General features: G+C 49.1%; 17 protein-coding genes and 1 pseudogene. 7 read left to right on the top strand and 11 right to left on the bottom strand.

Translation table 11 applies throughout. The annotated features are described in order from the left end of the window. Positions 1–110: 110 nt before the first annotated feature. The 3 genes from phnC to phnE (ACFPXP_RS04500) are packed head-to-tail and all read left to right on the top strand — an operon-like array spanning position 111 to position 2524. Positions 111–896, top strand: coding sequence for a phosphonate ABC transporter ATP-binding protein (gene phnC / locus ACFPXP_RS04510; RefSeq protein ID WP_379892780.1), 786 nt, complete (start codon positions 111–113; stop codon positions 894–896). Then, the gene (gene phnE / locus ACFPXP_RS04505) at positions 886–1701 is read left to right on the top strand and encodes a phosphonate ABC transporter, permease protein PhnE (protein ID WP_379892822.1); all 816 of its coding nucleotides are present in this window, start codon (positions 886–888) and stop codon (positions 1699–1701) included. The genes phnC and phnE (ACFPXP_RS04505) overlap by 11 nt, the downstream gene beginning before the upstream one ends. 13 nt (positions 1702–1714) lie before the next feature. Continuing rightward, on the top strand, positions 1715–2524 hold the full coding sequence (phnE, locus tag ACFPXP_RS04500) for a phosphonate ABC transporter, permease protein PhnE (protein WP_379892778.1): 810 nt from the start codon (positions 1715–1717) through the stop codon (positions 2522–2524). 125 nt (positions 2525–2649) lie between these two features. On the opposite strand, the gene ACFPXP_RS04495 is transcribed toward phnE (ACFPXP_RS04500), so the two are convergent. Together ACFPXP_RS04495 and clpP are read right to left on the bottom strand one after the other, a co-directional pair. Continuing rightward, positions 2650–2817 carry a hypothetical protein gene (locus ACFPXP_RS04495; protein WP_379892776.1) on the bottom strand — a complete coding sequence of 56 codons (168 nt, stop codon included), beginning with the start codon at positions 2815–2817 and terminating at the stop codon, positions 2650–2652. Positions 2818–2889: 72 nt separating this feature from the next. Further along, complete coding sequence (clpP, locus tag ACFPXP_RS04490; protein WP_379892774.1) at positions 2890–3471, bottom strand: ATP-dependent Clp endopeptidase proteolytic subunit ClpP; 582 nt, start codon at positions 3469–3471, stop codon at positions 2890–2892. A gap of 233 nt (positions 3472–3704) precedes the next feature. On the opposite strand from clpP, the gene ACFPXP_RS04485 reads away from it, so the two are divergent. Beyond that, positions 3705–4430 carry an RNA polymerase sigma factor gene (locus ACFPXP_RS04485; RefSeq protein ID WP_379892772.1) on the top strand — a complete coding sequence of 242 codons (726 nt, stop codon included), beginning with the start codon at positions 3705–3707 and terminating at the stop codon, positions 4428–4430. 135 nt (positions 4431–4565) lie between these two features. Here the strand turns inward: ACFPXP_RS04485 and ACFPXP_RS04480 are convergent, their stop codons facing one another. Then, positions 4566–5636: an LLM class flavin-dependent oxidoreductase gene (locus ACFPXP_RS04480; RefSeq protein ID WP_379892770.1), complete on the bottom strand. Its 1071-nt coding sequence runs from the start codon at positions 5634–5636 to the stop codon at positions 4566–4568. Positions 5637–5851: 215 nt separating this feature from the next. Between ACFPXP_RS04480 and ACFPXP_RS04475 the strand changes: the two genes are divergently transcribed. Beyond that, on the top strand, positions 5852–8401 hold the full coding sequence (locus ACFPXP_RS04475) for a PEP/pyruvate-binding domain-containing protein (RefSeq protein ID WP_379892768.1): 2550 nt from the start codon (positions 5852–5854) through the stop codon (positions 8399–8401). Continuing rightward, entirely contained in the window at positions 8392–8601 is a 210-nt protein-coding gene (locus ACFPXP_RS22740; RefSeq protein WP_449288664.1) for a hypothetical protein, read from the top strand. The genes ACFPXP_RS04475 and ACFPXP_RS22740 overlap by 10 nt, the downstream gene beginning before the upstream one ends. A 31-nt stretch (positions 8602–8632) precedes the next feature. Here the strand turns inward: ACFPXP_RS22740 and ACFPXP_RS04465 are convergent, their stop codons facing one another. Continuing rightward, the gene (locus ACFPXP_RS04465) at positions 8633–9466 is read right to left on the bottom strand and encodes a helix-turn-helix domain-containing protein (protein WP_379892766.1); all 834 of its coding nucleotides are present in this window, start codon (positions 9464–9466) and stop codon (positions 8633–8635) included. 132 nt (positions 9467–9598) lie between these two features. Here ACFPXP_RS04465 and ACFPXP_RS04460 point away from each other — a divergent pair, with 132 nt between their 5' ends. Then, entirely contained in the window at positions 9599–10735 is a 1137-nt protein-coding gene (locus ACFPXP_RS04460) for a glycoside hydrolase family 88/105 protein (RefSeq protein WP_379892764.1), read from the top strand. A gap of 117 nt (positions 10736–10852) precedes the next feature. Here the strand turns inward: ACFPXP_RS04460 and ACFPXP_RS04455 are convergent, their stop codons facing one another. The 7 genes and pseudogenes from ACFPXP_RS04455 to ACFPXP_RS04425 form a co-directional block, all read right to left on the bottom strand. Then, on the bottom strand, positions 10853–11125 hold the full coding sequence (locus ACFPXP_RS04455) for a hypothetical protein (protein ID WP_379892763.1): 273 nt from the start codon (positions 11123–11125) through the stop codon (positions 10853–10855). Positions 11126–11148: 23 nt separating this feature from the next. Further along, positions 11149–11901 (bottom strand): hypothetical protein, encoded by a 753-nt coding sequence (locus ACFPXP_RS04450; RefSeq protein WP_379892761.1) that lies wholly within the window; start codon positions 11899–11901, stop codon positions 11149–11151. Beyond that, entirely contained in the window at positions 11882–14575 is a 2694-nt protein-coding gene (locus ACFPXP_RS04445; RefSeq protein WP_379892759.1) for an alpha/beta fold hydrolase, read from the bottom strand. Before ACFPXP_RS04445 ends, ACFPXP_RS04450 begins: the two co-directional genes overlap by 20 nt. 3 nt (positions 14576–14578) lie before the next feature. Further along, entirely contained in the window at positions 14579–15307 is a 729-nt protein-coding gene (locus ACFPXP_RS04440) for a hypothetical protein (RefSeq protein WP_379892757.1), read from the bottom strand. Between the two features lie 19 nt (positions 15308–15326). Then, a complete protein-coding gene (locus tag ACFPXP_RS04435) occupies positions 15327–15743 on the bottom strand; it encodes a zinc-ribbon domain-containing protein (protein WP_379892755.1) in 417 nt (138 codons plus the stop codon). 605 nt (positions 15744–16348) lie between these two features. Beyond that, positions 16349–17785: pseudogene (locus ACFPXP_RS04430) on the bottom strand (LamG-like jellyroll fold domain-containing protein); the annotation flags it as partial. 21 nt (positions 17786–17806) lie between these two features. Next, positions 17807–19765 carry a GH32 C-terminal domain-containing protein gene (locus tag ACFPXP_RS04425; RefSeq protein ID WP_379892753.1) on the bottom strand — a complete coding sequence of 653 codons (1959 nt, stop codon included), beginning with the start codon at positions 19763–19765 and terminating at the stop codon, positions 17807–17809. Positions 19766–19834: the final 69 nt, after the last annotated feature.

Below are 19834 nucleotides of genomic sequence, written 5' to 3'. Positions count from 1 at the left end.
CGTTATAGGCGGCTGCCTGCATTCTCACCCTTGCCGACAGCCGTCTTCCTATTTTCCTCACATGGACCTAAGAAGGTCAAAGCGAATTCGTCAATGGATTGGAGAAGTGTATGATTGAATTTAGAGAAGTGGACAAAACGTATTCAAACGGTGTTAAAGCCTTAAGCAGCATCAACCTCAAACTCAATCGGGGGGAATTCGTTGCCGTCATCGGTCGTTCCGGTGCCGGAAAATCGACGTTCATCCGCTGTATCAATCGAATGCATGAGATTACGAGTGGTCAATTAATCGTCGACGGAACGAATGTTGCAAAGCTCAAAGGAAAGCAGATTCGGCGTTTTCGCAGACGCATCGGAATGGTGTTTCAATCGTTCAATCTCGTTACACGCACTTCTGCGCTTCACAATGTTCTTGTCTCTTTCGTCCCGGAATTGCCGCTTTGGCGGAAGCTTACCGGCATCTTTCCAAAGCACAATAAAATTGCAGCACTAACGGCATTAGACCAATTTGGACTGTTAGATAAAGCATATGTCCGGGTCGATCAGCTATCAGGAGGACAGCAGCAGCGGGTCGCTCTAGCGAGAACTCTGGCACAGCGTCCCGACATCATTTTAGCGGACGAACCGATCGCTTCCCTAGATCCGGTCACAGCCAGACAAGTGATGAACGATTTCAGAGAGATCAATGAGCATATGCAAATCCCCATTATCATGAATATCCATCATGTGGAGATTGCTCTGGAATATGCTACACGCGTCTTAGGGTTTCGGGACGGCACTATCGTCTACGACGGAGCCGCGAAAGACGTCACACCGGATATTTTAAAAGAGATTTACGGCGAAATGGAACATCAAACCCACACCGTTTTGGAGGAAGCCCATGCGTATGTATCATAAATTCGTTCCTCCTAAGCGGATGACGCTGCCTAACGGCAAAATCGTAACGGAAAAACGGTCGCCCGCCCCTCTCATCATTCTACTCGTCGTCATCGGCATCATCTTGTCCGTCCGTTTCACGGAATTCGATATACAGGTGCTGCTCAACCACTGGGACAAATTTTTCGATATTGTTCGCTGGATGATCCCGCCCGACTGGGGCTTCTTTACCGAGTTGTGGAGGCCGCTCGCGGACACGATCAAAATGTCGCTGCTTGGCTCGATCTTAGGATCTGCCGCCGCTTTGCCAGTCGCCTATGCCGCAGCATCCAACATGATCCGAAGCAGAATCATGATCTCCTTAGTCAAGGTGTTTCTAAGTATACTGAGAACCCTGCCGACATTAGTGACTGCCCTCATTGCGACTTTCATCTTCGGGCTTGGAACCACGGCGGGAACGGTTGCTATCTTTCTATTTACGCTCGCTTACGTCGGCAAGCTGCTGTACGAACAAATCGAAAACGCCGATATGGACGCCTTTGAAGCGATGGAATCGGCAGGATTAAAGCGAATCGAAGCCTTTCGATATGCGATCATGCCCCAGGTGCTGCCCGTATACTTATCAACAGCTTTGTTTTGCTTCGAAGGCAACGTTCGCTATGCTGCCATATTAGGTTACGTCGGAGCTGGCGGAATCGGATTCCTGCTGCAGGAGAGTCTCGGATGGCGTGACTATTCCGCTGTCGGTATGATCTTATTCATGCTGATCGTGACCGTTTTTCTCATTGAATCGATCAGTGAGTATTTTCGAAAAAGGCTGACCTAAAGGAGTATCCGATATGAAAACCGCGATCCAAAACCAACTAAACGCCGCACCGAGCCGCGTTCTATACTATACCGTAACGCTTACCATATTCTTGATTTTGTTGATATGGTCAGCTGCAGCTCTGGATCTGAAGCTGGTCGATGAAAGCGGCCGCAGCATCGCCGCGGGTATCATTTGGGGGCTGCTGCAGCCGGACTTAGATCTATTATTTGACTTCTCTTCTAAAGGTGTTCTGTATCTTCTTGCGGAAACTGTCGCGATTGCATTTTTGGGTACAGTCATCGGAGCGTTCCTCGCGATTCCATTCGCCTTCTTATCGGCGTCGAATATTGTTTCCTCTAAAGTTTCTTTCCTGTTCCGCATCCTGCTCATTGTCATTCGAACCGTTCCTGCATTGGTATACGGACTCATGTTCATCCGCGTGACTGGCCCCGGGGCCTTCGCCGGTGTACTGACGATTTCGTTAGCGTCCATTGGCATGCTCTCCAAGCTGTACGCCGATGCAATTGAAAACTTGGATACCCGCGTATTCGAATCCATGTCCTCCATGGGATGCTCCACCTTCGAAAAAATTCGTTACGGTATCATCCCCCAGCTGTTCTCTATTTTCTTGTCCATCGTCATCTACCGCTTTGACATGAACCTGCGGGAAGCGTCGATTCTTGGCTTGGTGCAAGCAGGAGGAATCGGCGCGCCGCTCATTTTTGCAATGAACGCTTACCGCTGGTCGGAAGCAGGCTCTATTTTAATTGGACTGATCTTATTGATTCTGCTCACGGAACTGTTTTCGAACAAAATGCGCTCCAAGCTGATTAAAGGATAATATGTAGAAATAGCATACGCCGATGAATTAGGAAGAGAAGCCTTCAATTCTATGAAACGCTGAATTGAAGGCTTCGGCTTTATTTGCACATCATCTAGCGATAACACGGTTACTACCTGGCTCCATTACGGCATCGTTTCGTTCTCACTAACCGCCCGAATATAGACGTCCGGAAACTTCCGTATAATTTCCATCTTGGCCTCATATTGATTGACGGCTTTAACATTCTCGAAATACAACACCCCATAATTGTCCTGAAATTCTACGGTATATGCATGCTGTTCATTCTCCATCTATTCCACCACCGTTCTATAATCATCCACTCGCACACAAGCTCATCTGTTTCAGGGATAGCCTCCCCTCGCCTACAAGGCAGTAATCACCTTGTCGATGATGCCGTATTCCTGTGCTTCTTCGGCTGTCATAAAATAATCGCGATCCATGTCTGCAGCCACTTTCTCCGGATCCTGTCCTGTCCGCTCTGCTATAATCTGCACCGACTTTTCGCGAATGGCCAAAATCCGCTTGGCGCTAATCGCAATATCGCTCGCCTGCCCTTGTGCACCGCCGTGCGGCTGATGAATCATGATTTCGCTATTAGGCAAGCTATATCGTTTGCCTTTCGTTCCGGCCAGCAGCAGTATGGCAGCGAAGGAGGCGGCAAAACCGGTACAGATCGTATGCACATTCGGCTTGACGAACTGCATCGTATCGAATATGGCAAATCCTGCGGTCGTGGACCCTCCCGGACTGTTAATATACATATAGATGTCCTTCTCCTTGTCCTCTGCATCGAGAAACAAAAGCTGGGCAATGACACTGTTCGCTAGCTGATCATCAATGGCTGAGCCGACAAAAACGATTCGATCCTTCAGCAGCCGGGAATAAATATCGTAGGATCTTTCTCCGCGGCCCGTCTGCTCTACGACGTAAGGAACATAATTCATTGTTCATACCTCCATTGCAGGTGTATTTTTCTCTGTTCCCTACGTAAACGGTTCGATGCGTTCAAAGGATACGGAGCTGCGAAGAAAAAATAACTAAAATATTTAGCTCATGTGCGTATCTTATCGAGGGTTTCATTCGTTTACATGAAGAGGGGGTTTCATTTCAAGTGGGACTGAATCTTATGAACATATAACAATGAATCATTGAATGATATAAAAAGGAGGACTTCCGTATGTCACGTAAAACCACCAAGGAGCTTCCAAACGCATTAAAGCACAGCGGTCAGCTGCAGCAGTTGCATGCGGCCTTACACCGATACTGTATCTCCTTAACGAAATCCACTTGGGATGCGGAGGATTTGGCTCAGGAGACTTGGCTTAAAACGTTGAAAGCGCTGGAGGGCCGCACACATGCCAATATTGAAGCCTTCATGCTGCGCACCGCCAAGAACCAGTGGATTGACAAGTCGAGAAAAACCAAGGTAGAACAGCAGTTCATCTGCGGGCTGCGTCCGGGCGATACTGAGCCGCTGCATGAAACACTGCATTTGGAGCTGGCACTGCATGCGCTCGTGGAGCTGCTTACCCCGCTCCAAAGAACCGTATTCATGCTTCGTGAAGTGCTTGAATATTCGATCGCGGAGACGGCAGAGAAGCTTTTGATGACGGAAGGTGCGGTTAAAGCTGCACTTCATCGGGCGCGCAAGTCGCTTAAGAATGTGAAAGGCGATGTAGATTTAGAGCGTCTTCCGCAGCCAATCAGTGAAGAGGAGAAATCCCACCTGCAGGAACTGGCCGCCGCTTATTTAGAAGGTGACACGACCTTGCTCATCCAGCTTCTATGGGGGAATATGGAAGTTCATGAGGCAGCACAGATGGTTCAAGGTCCAACCATCCAATTCACGGGCAGCATGTCACCTCAGATGGGAATGTACTCCGTCATGCAGATGGCCGCTTAACTTCTATCTAGCAAACCATCGGTGTCAAATTAGTTCAGGAAAAACGTCTTACGCCGCCATCCGATCAAGTTGAGAGAGTGAATAAACCAAGTAAAAAAAATCAGGGGCAGCTCCTTCATGAGCTGCCCCATTCTCTTACTCTCCGCTCTCTTGACGTGCTATCTCTTTGCGCACGATCGGCGCTACCTTCGTTCCGAGCAGTTCAATCGCCCTCAAAATGTCTTTGTGCGGCATCGTGCCGACATTGACGTGCAGGAAAAACCGGGTGATGCCCAGATTTTTGCGAAGCAAAATAATCTTCTCGGCAACATATTCGGCATCGCCGACATACAAGGCCCCGCGCATGCTGCGAGCTGCATCGAACGAAGACCGATCATAACGCGGCCATCCTCTCTCTTTCGCGAGCACGTTCATCTGTGCCTGTGTCGGCGGGAAGAATTTATCCGCCGCTTCTTCCGTTGTATCGGCGATGAAGCCGTGCGAGTGTGTCGCGATCTGCAGCTTGTCCGGGTCGTGCCCAGCACGCTTTGCTGCTTCCTTGTACAGGGACACGATTGGAGCGAACTGCTCTGGCATTCCTCCGATAATCGCTAACGCAATCGGAAGCCCCAGCATCCCTGCTCGAATCACCGACTGCGGGTTCCCTCCACTGGCAATCCATACCGGCAGCGGCTCTTGCACAGCGCGCGGATACACGCCGAGATCACGGATCGCTGGTCGATGTCCTCCTTGCCAATTCACCTTCTCCGAAGCGCGTATCTTAAGCAGCAGCTCCAGCTTCTCATCAAATAGTTCATCGTAATCCTCAAGGCTGTATCCGAAGAGCGGGAACGATTCGATGAATGAGCCTCGTCCGGCCATAATCTCCGCCCTGCCGTTCGAAATTCCGTCAAGTGTTGCGAATTGCTGATATACGCGAACCGGATCGTCCGAGGATAATACGGTTACTGCACTGGTCAGCCGAATGTGCTTGGTCATCGATGCCGCAGCCGCTAATACAACAGCTGGCGCCGAACTCGCATAATCTGCACGGTGATGTTCTCCCACGCCATACACATCGAGCCCAACCTGATCGGCCAGCACAATTTCCTCCACGGCGCGGCGCAGACGCTCTGCATGGCTGATCGCCTCTCCCGTTACTGGATCCGGTGTCGCCTCCAAAAACGTACTGATTCCGATTTCTATATGGTTATCTATATTAGACATCGTCCGCAGACTCCTTTGCAATGATCTTTTTCACTATCATACCATATTATCTTAAATTCAAACAATTTCCCCGGATATCACTTAGGGTTATGACACATTGATCTATCGCTCTCATGCAAAACTTTCTCCTCCTAGTCCATGGGGGCCTCCGCTTGCAACAAGATATAATACAAATAACCAATTCTAGCAGCGGATGAAAGGAGTGGACAGCAGGCATGGGCTTGCAGGATAAAGTAAGTACAGGACTCCAAGGCTTTGACCAAGCCATCGATAAACTCAGGCTCGGTGACAATGTCGTCTGGCAGGTCGATTCCGTAAGTAATTACAAGCAAATTATAGGACCATTTGTAGAACAAGCACGGCTGGATCAACGTAAATTGATATATGTTCGTTTCGGCAATCATGATCCTTTATTGAAAGATTCCCCAAAACTTACAACCTATCATGTCGATGCGAGTCAAGGCTTTGAGAGATTTGCAACGGAAGTACATCAAATCATTGAGCAGGAAGGCCGAAGAGCATTTTACGTGTTTGATTGCTTGACCGACCTGCTGCAATACTGGTATTCCGATCTCATGATTGGCAATTTCTTCAAGGTTTCCTGTCCGTTTCTGTACGAGCTTGACACGATCGCTTACTTCGCTATTATTCGCAACGCCCACACCTACAGCACCATTGCGGGAATCCGCGAGACAACCCAAGTACTGCTCGATCTGTATCAATTCAAGGAACATGTGTATATTCACCCTTTGAAGGTGTGGAACCGCTATTCGCCTACGATGTTTTTCCCTCATCTCATTCAAGGTCAAGAAGCCGTATCCATTACTTCCAGCACGGAAGCGGCTGAGCTGTTCTCACATATCCACCGCGGCGAGGAACGGCTGGATTATTGGAACGTCTTATTTCAACAAGCCAAAGAAGCGCTAAACCAAGACGAGTCGCTACAGCAATCGACTAAAAAACGGCTCATGTCTGTGCTGATCGGCCACGAGTCGCGCATGCTGGAGCTATGCGAGGAGTACTTTACCCTTGAGGACATCTTAGCCATTGCCGCGAGAGAAATCGGGACGGGCTTTATTGGAGGAAAAAGCGTCGGCATGCTGCTCGCCCGCAAAATCATCGAGAAGGATGGCGGCGAGCGGTTCGCATCGTTTATAGAGCCACACGATTCGTTCTATTTAGGCTCCGATGTGTTCTACACCTATGTTGTGCAAAACGGTTGGTGGAAGCTGCGCATGAAGCAAAAAACAGCCGACGGCTACTACTCCTATGCTGCTGAGCTTCGCGAAAAAATGCTGCAGGGTGATTTCCCGGAAAATATTCAAGAGCAGTTCGTTCAAATCCTCGAGTATTTCGGGCAGTCTCCGATCATCGTTCGATCTAGTTCGCTGCTGGAGGACAATTTCGGCAACGCCTTTGCGGGCAAATATGATAGTGTATTCTGTGTGAATCAGGGGACACCAGAGGAACGCTATGAAGCGTTCGAGCAGGCCATCCGCACCGTCTATGCCAGCACGATGAACGAGGATGCGCTGCGATACCGGATGAATCGCGGATTGTTCGATAAAGACGAGCAAATGGCCATTCTCGTACAGCGAGTATCCGGTGACCATTATAACGATGTATTTCTCCCGCATTTGGCTGGAGTCGGCAACTCTTCTAATCTTTATGTATGGGATCGGGACGTGGATATGGAGGCGGGAATGCTTCGGCTCGTATTCGGTCTAGGCACACGGGCGGTCGATCGAACGGTCGGCGATTATGCAAGGCTGGTTGCTCTAGATCAACCGACACGCATTCCTCCTATGAATAAAGAGGATCGCAAAAAATACGCTCAGCATTACGTTGATGTGCTTAGTCTCACCGACAACACGCTAACTACGGTAAACATCGATCAGCTGCTGACCTACAACCTTAAAACGGACACATCGCTGTTCGCTGCGCGGGATGAGCAAGCGGAAAGAAGGATGCAGGAGCTCGGCTATACGGATATGCCCGTACCGCAAATCGTCGACTTTGAGATGCTCCTGAAGCGTACAGAATTTCCGGCGCTGATGAGAGACATGCTTGCCCTGCTTTCCCGCGTTTATGACTACCCCGTAGACATTGAATATACCGCCAATTTCACCAAGGACGGGCATTTCAAAGTGAACCTGCTGCAGTGCCGGCCGCTGCAAACGAGAGGTCTCGGACGTCCCGTTGCTATGCCCGAGCTTGCTGATGAGCAGGACTTCTTTTTCGCGGCGACCGGTAATTTCATGGGCGGCAACGTCCGACTGCCGATCGATTATGTCGTTTATGTCCACGCGCAGCCTTACTTACAGCGAATCCCGCAGGACAAATACGCCGTCGCAAGACAGATCGGACTTATAGGTGCGGCGCTAAAGGGGAAAAACGTCATGCTGATCGGTCCCGGCAGGTGGGGAACGACTACACCATCGTTAGGTGTGCCGGTGCACTTCTCCGAGGTGAGCCAGATGTCTGTGCTCGTAGAGGTCGCTTCCATTGAGGCGGGGTTCATGCCAGAGCTTTCTTACGGCAGCCACTTCTTTCAGGATTTAGTCGAGACCGGCATCTTCTATGCGGCGATCTTCGACGGTCGACCAGATGTTGTCTATCATCCGGAATATATATTAAGCAGGGAAAATCTGCTGACAGAGCTTCTGCCACAAAGCGAGTCTTTCTCTGATGTCATTCATATTACAGAGGTCAGTGGCATGGAAATCTACTCGGATATCGTAACGCAGAAGCTGCTATGCAGGTAACGAATCGAACTCGCCAGATGTGCTCCTGCACCGTTATGGAGAAAAGTAATGATGTAACAGCCAGACAGCTCATGGCAGACTATAGACGAGATGCCATTCCTGCATCTGCTATAGCCCGTGCGATTGCATACGCCATTGAACAGCCTGCACAGATCGATGTGAATGAACTCGTGATCTGGCCTACCGCTCAACTGGCATAAAAGATGGTGACTCCCGCAGTTTCCGCATATTTTAGCTTTTCCTATAAAACAGCGGCGCATGTCCTGTCACCGACTTGAATATGCGGCCGAAATGTGTCACGCTGCCAAAGCCGACCTTTCGAGCGATCTGGCTTACTTTCATGGAGGATTGCTCGAGCAGCTTCTTGGCTTCCTTCACCCGCACACTGTTCAAATATTCAACGAATGAGAAGCCCGTCGCTTCTTTAAATGAACGGCTCAAATAATAGGGACTGACGAAGAACTTCTCAGCCACCAAAGGCAGAGACAGGTCCTCCATATAATAATTGTTCATGTACCGGACTACTTCCGATATTCTTTCATGCATGGGGCTCGGAAAAGCAGGGGGCTCCATGTTGTTTTGTTTGACGTGGCGGCAGCAAATTATAAGAAGCTGCAGCACCAAGGTCTGTGCATACATTTCGAAGCCTGGCTTTCGATCGTGCATTTCCTGTATAATCCTCTGTGCCAGCGTCTCAATCGAGAGCTGATCCTGCAAAGAACATCTAACGATCAAGTATTCCTTCTCGAACAGAGGCTGCAAAATATCCATATAGGATTCACTTAGTGAAGTCATTTGCTTTTCATGCAAATTCACGATCAACCGCTCATACCCTGGAATTTTCGAATTCGTTGTACGATGCAGTATGTTCGGAGCGATAATCATAATATCCCCTTCACCGATCGCCATCGTCCGGTCTTTGATAAAAAATTCACGCGTTCCAGACATCAAATAGAAAATTTCATACGTACTGTGAAAATGACTTGCCGGCATATGATGACTCAGCGCCTTCCGGTGGGATAACGAGAAGGTCCCTTTGCCATTATCGTATTGCAGCTCACTCATGCTTGCCCCCTCCCCTTCAAACCGACTTTTGTCTATTCATTTTACCGCAAGATATAAGAAGAATTCACGCCTTTTTGCAAAAAATGTACATATCGCTGTGCTACGATAAGAGTAAGCAACCGATAGGGAGGAATGAGCGCAATGAATTCTTCACAAACAAGCAGCCAAGTATTAAAAAAGGAGCTTACACCGATTGAGTGGGCGGAGAAGGCGTGTGAAGCCTTAATGGCCAAATTCGAACCGGAACAGCTTCCGCCGGACCGATTCCACTATCATCAGGGAGTCTTTCTGTCCGGTATGGAGAAATGCTGGCGGGAGACGAAAAAGGATAAGTATTATTACTACCTCAAACGTTGGGTCGACAGCCAGGTTCAAGAGGATGGCAGCATCAAAAAGTTCAATGCCGATGAACTGGACGATATTCAGCCGGGCGTACTGCTCTTCAACCTATATGAGCAAACGGGAGACGAACGGTATAAGAAAGCCCTGCACACGCTTGTACCTCTGTTAAAAGAATGGAAGACCAATCCATCAGGCGGATTTTGGCATAAGGGCCGCTATCCGAATCAAATGTGGCTGGACGGTTTATATATGGCTGGACCGATTGCGGTTCAATTCGGCAAGACATTCGGTGAAAGCAATTACTTCGATATGATGACCTACCAAGCCCTCCTCATGGAGAAGCACACCAAAGATCCCGAAACCGGTCTTTTGTATCACGGCTGGGACGAAACCAAAGAGGCAAGCTGGGCGGATCCCGAAACGGGTCAAGCGCCGGAGTTCTGGGGCCGTGCGATCGGCTGGTATCCTGTCGCTCTGTTAGAAATGTTCGAGCATCTTCCTGAGGATCATAAGGATAAAACGGCACTGGTTAAGGTCGTTCAGGACCTGTTGATCGCCCTGACGAAATACCAAGATGAAGCGACGGGCTTATGGTATCAAGTGGTCGACAAAGGACACCTAGATGATAACTGGCTGGAAAGCTCATGTACCGCCTTGTATGTGCATGCGATAGCCAAAGCCGTGCGCATGGGCTATCTGGACCCTCAATATATGAAAGTGGCTTGGAAAGGCTATCAAGGCATCATTGATACATTGAAGCACGATGAGAATGGCAACGTAGTCATCGGCAATATCTGTATCGGCACGGGCATTGGAGATTACGCCCACTATATTGCCAGACCTACAAGCGAGAACGACCTGCACGGCGCAGGCGCCTTTATACTGATGTGCGTAGAAATGAGTTTGGCGAAACCGCTGGCTGCGTAACAGCACGTTAAACAGTCCATCCAATGAGGATCGGACAACAAAAAGACTGGAGATCCATCATCAACACATTGGTGGATCTCCAGTTTTTCTTTTGCCTTGTTAGGTTTAAAGCGTCAATTATTTCTGCTGCCTTCTGCGCACATATGCCATGATCCAGCTGATGATGCCGATGGCATACAGAGGAAATACGATCAGAAAGGTGATCATGGTAAATAGGACACCCTCCAATCGAATTCCTTTTTGCTCTGTCGGTGTATCTAACATAAAGGCCAGCAAATAGATGATCAGCCCTGCCGCAAATACAAGTGCCGGACCTCGGTAAGCTTTCACCGCTGCAAGCACGAGAATTCCTAGCAGGACGATGAATGTGAAGACAGCCACTTCCACCATAGCGCTCCCTCCGTCTCCAGAGTCTATACCTCAGCCGATTCCTGCCGTGCAGACATCTTAGGACTCGCCGTTTTCCCAAGGCTCACATATATCAATACCAGTACAGGATACACGATACGGTCCGCATATACTTGTATATATGTTAAGGGTTCTGTTCCCATGTCAATGATCCCTTGCCAAATGAACAGATGCAGCATGGGCGTATACAATCCCATCATCAACCACGCGCACATCTTCCAATGGGAAGCTGCAGACTGCGTCATACCAATCATCAGGGTGATGATCAGCAGCCCGAGCCAGCCAAGGTATGCGGCGCCTGCGAGCAGTGCAACGATGCAAGTGAAAAGCATCGCACATGGGATCGGATGAAGTCTAGCGAGACGAAGCCACCGATCGACTACCTTTCGGATCGGTGCCGTCCATTTTCCGATACGCTCCGATTCCCGAAGCAGCAATGCTGCAATGAGCGTCGGAACGATCATGGACAGCAGCCAATCCGGTGCTTTGTCCACATCGAACCGATGGGCTGCGAATAATCCAATACATAAGAAAATATACAAACTGACGGTACCTTGCCAGAACCTCTTACTTCCCGAAAGCAGCAGCGTAAAGAGAAAGATAAGGAGCAGCGCACCCGCTATAGCCGTACCCATAAAGTATACTGCGGCCGATACGCAAAGCGCGGCGATTACTGAAATCGGCTCGATCCAGCCAATGAACGGTCCAAGGCCGATCCTTTGCCTCGTTTGCACCTGACTAGTTGTCGCGGTTTCCACTTCCGTATCCCTCCTTAATGTCCTCGATCATCTTCGAAAATTTCTTCCACGGCCAGCGTTCCAAATCGATATCTAAAGGACCGTAGCTGACCTTCGCCTCATTGGAGCGATCCGATGTCAATGCGAGCTGAAGCACGTTCTCGCTGCTCAAATCGCCCGCTTCGTATTCCAACGTATAAATGTAATCTTCTTCTTTCGTCACGGTATCATAAATTTCACTCAAATCATCTGCGCTTAGCGTATGCAGCATCTTGCCGCCGGTCTCATCCGCCAACTGCTGCAATACGTCCAAGTCTACATCTCCTAGACCGATCGGATATACGGAAATCTGCTCTTCCTTGGCAATTCGAATGGCATCCTCAAGTTCAGCCCTGCTGTCCTCATCATTGCCATCGGATAGCACAATCATCGACTTCCGTCCGCGTTCCTCAGACAACAGATTGGCTCCGGCAACGACCGCGTCATATAGTGCAGTTCCTCCATCTAGGTTCGTGTATACCGTCAAGCTGGCATCCCCATATTGATCCGTCAGCTGCTGAAGCACTTTGATCTCTTCCGTAAAGCCCAGCACACCCACCATCGCATCTGTCTTCCCTTCAAGATTGCGAATGAAGTCATATGCTGCGGCTTGTGACAGCTGTTTCGGCCAGCCGTTCATGCTGCCTGAATAATCCAAGTTGAGAACGATGCTGCTGGAATGAGTTAACGTCTGCTTCTCTACCATGAGCCACGGATTCAAAAGGCTGCTATCGTTCAACTTCACAATAAAATCTTTCGAACGCATATCTCCTACAGATTTGCCTGTCGATCTGTCTATGATCCGGAATTGATGCTTCATCGTGCTTCCGTCCAGGGTGGTGTTCAGCATTTGAATATAGTACGGGTACTTCGGAATCTCTTCGCCTTCCCCTGGAGGCAAGTAAGACACCGTCACTTCGCTGTCGGAAAATACAAAATAGTCCTTCACCTTCTCAGAAGGAGTAAAGGCGTATTCGCCAACCCACTCATTATTCTCGCTCCACGTTAACGGCACGGGTTTCATTTCGTCCCATGTCTGATACGTATCTCGCTCCGCTATACGCACGTTCGCCCGGCCTTTGGCGTGTATCGTAAGTTTCAGCTCTGTTCCGTAGTAGTCGCTGTCCACCCGTACGATGGCCATTCTTCCCGATATCTCGGAAGCGTCGTTCGGGTCAATTTTCAGGAGAAGATCTTCATCGTCCTCACCCGTGAAGGGATTCTCATATTCCTGAAGCAGGACATCGGTCTGCTGCATTTGATCCGAATGGAAGATGTAGTTCCCGCTCTTCTTCTGAACCGTTCGGTCGCTGGACATATCTTGATCAGGCAAAATCTGCACATTGCGGTCCATGTTCTCCTCCGGATCAAGCCCCGGCCACACTTCCAGCTTCGCGCTGCTTAACGGTACAACCCCGTCATGCTCTTCATTGTCCCACAAGCTGTAATTTTTCGTGAACATATCCACCACTTTGCGACCTGCAAAATGATCTAGATCATCTACCGTAGCAATCGAAATATATTGCGGAAAATACTCATTATGGTTCAATGCCGAGTAACGATAGTACGATTCATCCAGCCAGAGCCGATGCAGGAACAAATTCGCAACCACACTCTCCTTCACTTCCCGGCCGTCCTCTGCAATATGATTTTGCAAGTAGAATCGTTCCAGCATGAGACGGTCCTGCACGATATTTTTCGCCGAGAACTGCTGTCCGTCGCCGCAAAATCCCCAGCAATTGGCCTTCATTTCCACCCAGAATGTACCTTCATCGACGAAGGATTTGTCTGGTATCTGATTTTCGTCAGATACGTCATCCTGCGGGTTCAGCTTCGGAAACATCGTATGGTACGTTGCCGTTCTAGCCTCTCTCTCAAGAATACGGCCGATTAACAGCTTCGCATACTCCTCAAAGGCACCGCTGTACCGGTAATCTAAGCTTCCTGCAAGCACGTTCGTGCCTAACTTTTCAAGACCTTGGCCCGCTTCCTCCAGCTGCCGATTTTTAATCGTTTCCATGACCTCCGGGTGATTCTCCGTCAGCCACACTTCATACGGCTGAGATGAAATTTGCCCGCCGGAATAGCTGTCGAACATACTGTCTGCATACGCTTGGTATAATTTCCGATACTCTTTAATGTCTTGGTTGTTCCGGCCATCCTCGAAATAATCCCCTGGATCGTCGATCATCCCCTGCAGGCGGTTCATCAGTGCGGCATGAGATCCGTGGTGCGGGGTACCTATAAAGATCACCCGACGAACGCGGTCCTGAATTTCAGGATGCTCTGTGAAGTAATAACGCGTCAGCAAGCCGCCCATGCTGTGCACGATAATATCGAACTTCGAATCCTTTGGCAGCTGTGCGATCGCATCGCTGTATATTTGCTGTATTTTATCTGAGGTAATATCATTACGGTTATAATCACCGTAGTCAACAGACACGACCTTAGAGCCTTGGATTTGCAAATAGCTGTAAATTTCCGAGTTTTTCCATGATTCGCCGTCGTCGTTATAACCATGAACGAATAAGACCGGAATGTTCTCGACGACTTCATACGGATCGTATTCTTCCGCTTGTACTGGAATGACAGGCAATGTGGCCGCAAATACAGACAATATAAGCGTACACCATAGTAGTTTCATACTTCGTATCATCGCTTAATACCCTCCATCCGGATCGCTCACCACATATTTCATGTTGATCGAATCCCATAATCCGTAGTTGGAGACGACAACCTTAGATCGAACGGTGGTTCCATTTTTGTCCGCTTTTTGTTCAAAGACAGCCGTTTCACCTGGGCTTAACTCTTGCACTTGATCATCAAACTCTACTTCAATGTCCCCATGCTCACTGATCAGATCAATGGACATATGCTGGCCTGCATACAGCCTGGCCTCTTCAATGACCATGCTTCCTGTTTCATCATCCAGGGGCTCGATTTCCGAAAAACGAATCGTTGCCGAGTTTGTGTCTCTATATACACGTTCCTGCAGCAAAATATCCATTGAATTGACGTCATGAATGACGATCATATTATCCCGTGAATCGGGGAGATAGCTTTGGTCGTAAAAGTACATCGCCTTCGTCTCCGGATTGAGCGACACGTGCCGCTGATCCAGATCAAAGCCAAACGATCCCCAGTACGCATCCGTATTTAATTCCCCGACATGAACGACCGTCATCTGAGTATCATAGGTCAGCCGGCTTTCAAAGCCCTGCATCTTCGAATCCCACCACTGATCGTACTGCTCAGCAACCATCTCTTTAGTTACATCGACCGATTCCGTTGCTTCCACCGGCTTAAGTCGATCCTCAAACTGAAAAAACACAAAAGCTCCTATCATCGCTGCAGCGAATAGCAATATAACGGCTATACGCAGTTTCATAGATGCATCCCCCTCCCCTTCATGAACTCCATACCTCAGCACAGGTAAATAAGATCAGCAGAACGGACAAAGTGAAGTAAATTAGTGTCGGCAGCGAGAAGAACCTAACTTGTGCAGGTTCTTCGGCAGCGACCGTCATCTTCATCTCCGTTTCTTTGACTTCAGCGGTCTCAGCCGCTTGTTCTATGTACTCTACTTTCTCTGTACCTATCGGCGGAATCGCTTCTTCCATGACCGGCTCCCGCTCTGCAGGATTAGGATCGATCGTTTTACCTTCATTCACTGACTCTGCAGCCTGCTGTATATTCGGTTCCGTTCTTTGTACCTCTGCATTACCGATCTCCGCCGTTTCAACCGTCTCCGGAAGTCTAGCACCGCAATTCGGGCAAAATCTAGCCTCATTGGTTAATTTCTCTGAACATGTAGGACAATTCAACCGTCACACCCCTCTAGTCAAAAAATGGCACCGTATAATGAGAACACGATGCTCGTACGCATAATCCTTTATTATTCGACTAACCATTTGAAAAAGAAGTCGTTTACTGCTGCCGAAATTATAATCGATATAGGGGTATTTGTGAATGGGGATAACTGGTTTTTCTTTTCTTTTTCTGCGCATTTCGATGCATGACGAAGGTCCTACTTCTATTCGATCATGAGGTTCAACCTCCTCAGGCCAACCAGCTTCGACAGTCTAAAACAGCAGTTGAACCCCTAGAGGGAATTTTTTATAATGAATGGAAGCAGGGAGGTTGATAAATATGGCAAATCACATTGCCGGAATAAGAATCTGCTCATGCAAAGCCTGTTACGGGGGCGATACTTTGCATGAGGGTATGATCGTGACAGATTAACATCATCGCCCGAAATACGGGTTATCGTCTTCATCATAGGCTTTGCAGCGGTATGGATTTACACACCAAACCAAGGAGCTGAAAAGCCATGACAACCCCATATATTCAAAACCATCAATTTAATGTAGTCAAAAAACAAGCCAAGCTGCTTCAAGAAACGCTGGGCACCGTAGCGGATCGGAAAATGCTCCCAGATGGGTCCAAGATAAGGAAACTGCTGAATATCCGCTTTAAACAAAGGTCCTTTATATGTCCAATTCAGCATATCCTGGGACACAAAGGCCAGTGCTGCTCCACCTTCGCCCTCGATCCCGGACCCGACCAAGGCAACCCAACCGTCATCGTCCTTCCACACGAACGGATCCCGGAAATCTCCGAATGCGCCCATGCCCTTCTTCTGGACAATCAACGGTTCAGGATGTTTGACCCAACGAACCAGATCCGGATTTCCATCCTGAGAATAGGTACTTCGGGCAAGCGCCACACTCTGGTTCGGCGAAGCACCGTCATTGCCTGCCGTAAAGAACAAGACAGGCAGGCCGTCTGCATCATATGTCGCACTTCCTGACCAGATCCCGTCCGGTGCGAGTTGGTCTTTTTCTGGAGCTAATGCCACGGTAAGATCACGCCAATGCACCAGGTCTTTGCTTACCCAATGTCCCCAATGAATTTGATAAAAATAGGGTCCAAGAGGGTTATGCTGATAGAATAGGTGGTATTGACCATCAAAATAGATCGGCGCGTGGGGCTCGTTCATCCAATGCGCAGGCGGACTGACATGATATTGCGGTCTATGCCGGTCTCGAAGCAAAGGCGTCCGATCCAGCTTGATCTCGTCATACGCTAATTGCGGATGGGCCCCTCCACAGGCGGTATTCAACACATGCCGATAAGATGCGGCAATCTCCTCTGCGCTCAGAGCACGATGGTACATCTTCAGTTCATCCATGATACCGCTAAACATATGGAGGCTAAACACTTTACCCCATTGACTGCTGTGATTATTTTTGCCGATGAGCAGTTCCGTGTCTACCGCTTCGGCCAAGCGGGAATGAGGAGGCAGCTCAGCCGAGGCGATCTCGCTGCCGTTTAAGTACAATTTCATTTCCCCCTTAATTCCATCGAACACTGCATTTACATAAGACCATTTATTTTTGGGCAGTTCCAGGCCGTCCGGCGACCAAACTTCTTTCCATCCTCCGCCTTCCAGCCCGACTTGGAAGGACCAAGAGCCATGGCGAAACATGCCAAGCAAATAACCCTGTCTGCGATCCATGTTGCAGCGATTCACGATAGCTGACAACTTCCCTTCGAATCCCCATTCATAGGAACGGGGAGCTACCCATACACCTATACTCAAGGCTGATCGATATTGTATCTCCCGGTTCGGATCCCCTTCTTTAAAGGGATGAGCAATGCAAGTCGAGTAACCATCAAATAGAAGTCCGCTGCCCATAACTCCCTGTCTCCACTGCGGATTTCAGGATTCCGTCAACTCAGCTTCATTAAATACGTACTGAATATGATCCCGTACTTGAGAAATACGCTCTACCGCACTGGCTCCTGTTCCTTCATCAAAGGGCCAATACATCATCAGCCCCTGGTTGTCGGGTGATTGACTCACGCTTCATTTCCTCCTTGATATTTACTCCGCTGCGCCATTAGGAACATGAATGGATTTGAGAGCATGGAGATGGAGCGAGCTCAGTTGGGCTTCCCCTGATTTCACACTTATCTCCATACGATCCATCGGAGCATCCGGGAATATTTGGTCCGTTAGCACAACCAGCCCTGCATTCGCATACACTTCAACCGCATTGCGATCCAGCCAGATTTGCAGCCTGATTGTACCGTTTTCCGGAACAAGCCTGACTCCATGCTGGCATCCAAACGACGGGTGGAAGTCTGTTATGCCCGATTTGGTTCGGTCGATGAACAGCCATTGGCTCACGGGGTCATAACCGATGATCGTCTCAATCTCCCCAGCCGATTGCAGTTTGATTAGAACCTCGCCTGCGGATCGAATATCGATGTCCGCCTCAATCTCCAGCAAGTCATCCTCTGTCTTCAGCGTATAAGGAACCTCAGGCGTAACGGTGAGCATATTCCAGCTCTTCGATTCTTTTCGAAGCTGCTCTATTTCCCGGACAGGCAGTTGGGTTAGCACGATGCCTTCGTCCCGGCTGGTCAATGACAAGGCACGGGGCAACGTCATGGCGCCTCTCCACTCTCCGGTTGGCGTCTGGTTGGCATATTTCCAGTTGCTCATCCATCCAATCATCACGCGCCGTCCGTCTTGCGCTGGTATATCCGACCAAGTGACACCTGCATAATTATCCCTGCCATAATCCAGCCACATGACATGATCGGCAGGGTTGTCGTTGATAAACGTATTTCCGTCGAACTCTCCGATAAAATATTGCGTACGCGAGCCTTCAGGACAGTCTGGACGATCCCCGATGCTTACGATAAGCACCCATTTGGAGCGCCCGCTGTCATCGATCGGCAATTCAAAGAGATCCGGGCATTCCCAAACACCGTCGTGCGAGCCTTCCTCTTTGCCGAATTGGCCGATCAGCGTCCATTCACGCAAATTTTTAGACCCATAAAAACGAACATGATCTCCCGCCACAAGCACCATGACCCACCGCTCACTTTGCGGATGCCAGAACGCTTTCGAATCACGGAAGTCTATCAGATCTTCCTCAGCGAGAACAGGGTTCCCCTTGTATTTGTGCCAGGTTCGGCCTTGATCATCGCTGTAAGCCAAGCTTTGCCGCTGACGCGGCTGTCCGGTCTTCGGACAACTGTCCGCATGAGTAAAGATGGCGACCAATCCATGCGAACCTTCAAACAGTCCGCTGCTGTTGTTCCAATCCACCACGCAACAGCCGGAGAAAATGGCTCCATGCTCATCTGGGAACAAAGCGATCGGCATATGCTCCCAATGGATCAAATCCGAACTCACTGCATGTCCCCAATGCATCGGTCCCCATTGGTTGCCGTGAGGATGGTGTTGATAAAATAGATGATAGACTCCCTCGTAATACACTAATCCGTTCGGATCATTCAACCAATGAGAAGGAGGTGAAAAATGATAGCCTGGTCTAAATCGATCTTGTTGATGTTGTTTTTTGGTCTCGAGCATCTGATGAATCTCATCTATCCTCGGCATACTCGGTGTCTGTATTTCTACCACGCGATATTTCTTTTCGCCAGACGAGGTTGTTAGCCTAAATACTTGCCCCAGTCGCGTTAACAACATTCCCATGCCCATGGGGGATAGGAAGGAGAGCTTGCCTTTGTTAGCATCCTCTTCCTCAGGAAAACAAAGGGTGACCTGATCAGTCTTCTCTTCCTCGGTCTGAATACGGACGTCCATTCCAATCAGGACGACGTCGAATTTGGCGTCGGTCCTGCTGCTTAATATTCGTGCCAATCGCATCGTATAACGCTCGATCAACTGCTCCGCTTGCTGCTTCTGAACAGGGCTCCATGCTCTCTCTTCCCCGCACTTCTCAATGAACTGCTTTCCCTGCCGTTCGAAAAAAGAGTGCTGCTCCATGAGTTCCGACAAAAACGAAGACATTCTTCTACGTCTCATCGTAAGCCGCACCCTTCCTCGTATGTCCAAAGTCAATCCATTTCACCTTTCTTCTCCACATCCCCCGCA

It is taken from the genome of Marinicrinis lubricantis (assembly GCF_042658665.1).
In the GTDB taxonomy this organism is placed as follows: domain Bacteria; phylum Bacillota; class Bacilli; order Paenibacillales; family KCTC-33676; genus Marinicrinis; species Marinicrinis lubricantis.
Note: the sequence above shows the minus strand (reverse complement) of the source record. Positions and strands in the feature narration are given on the sequence as shown.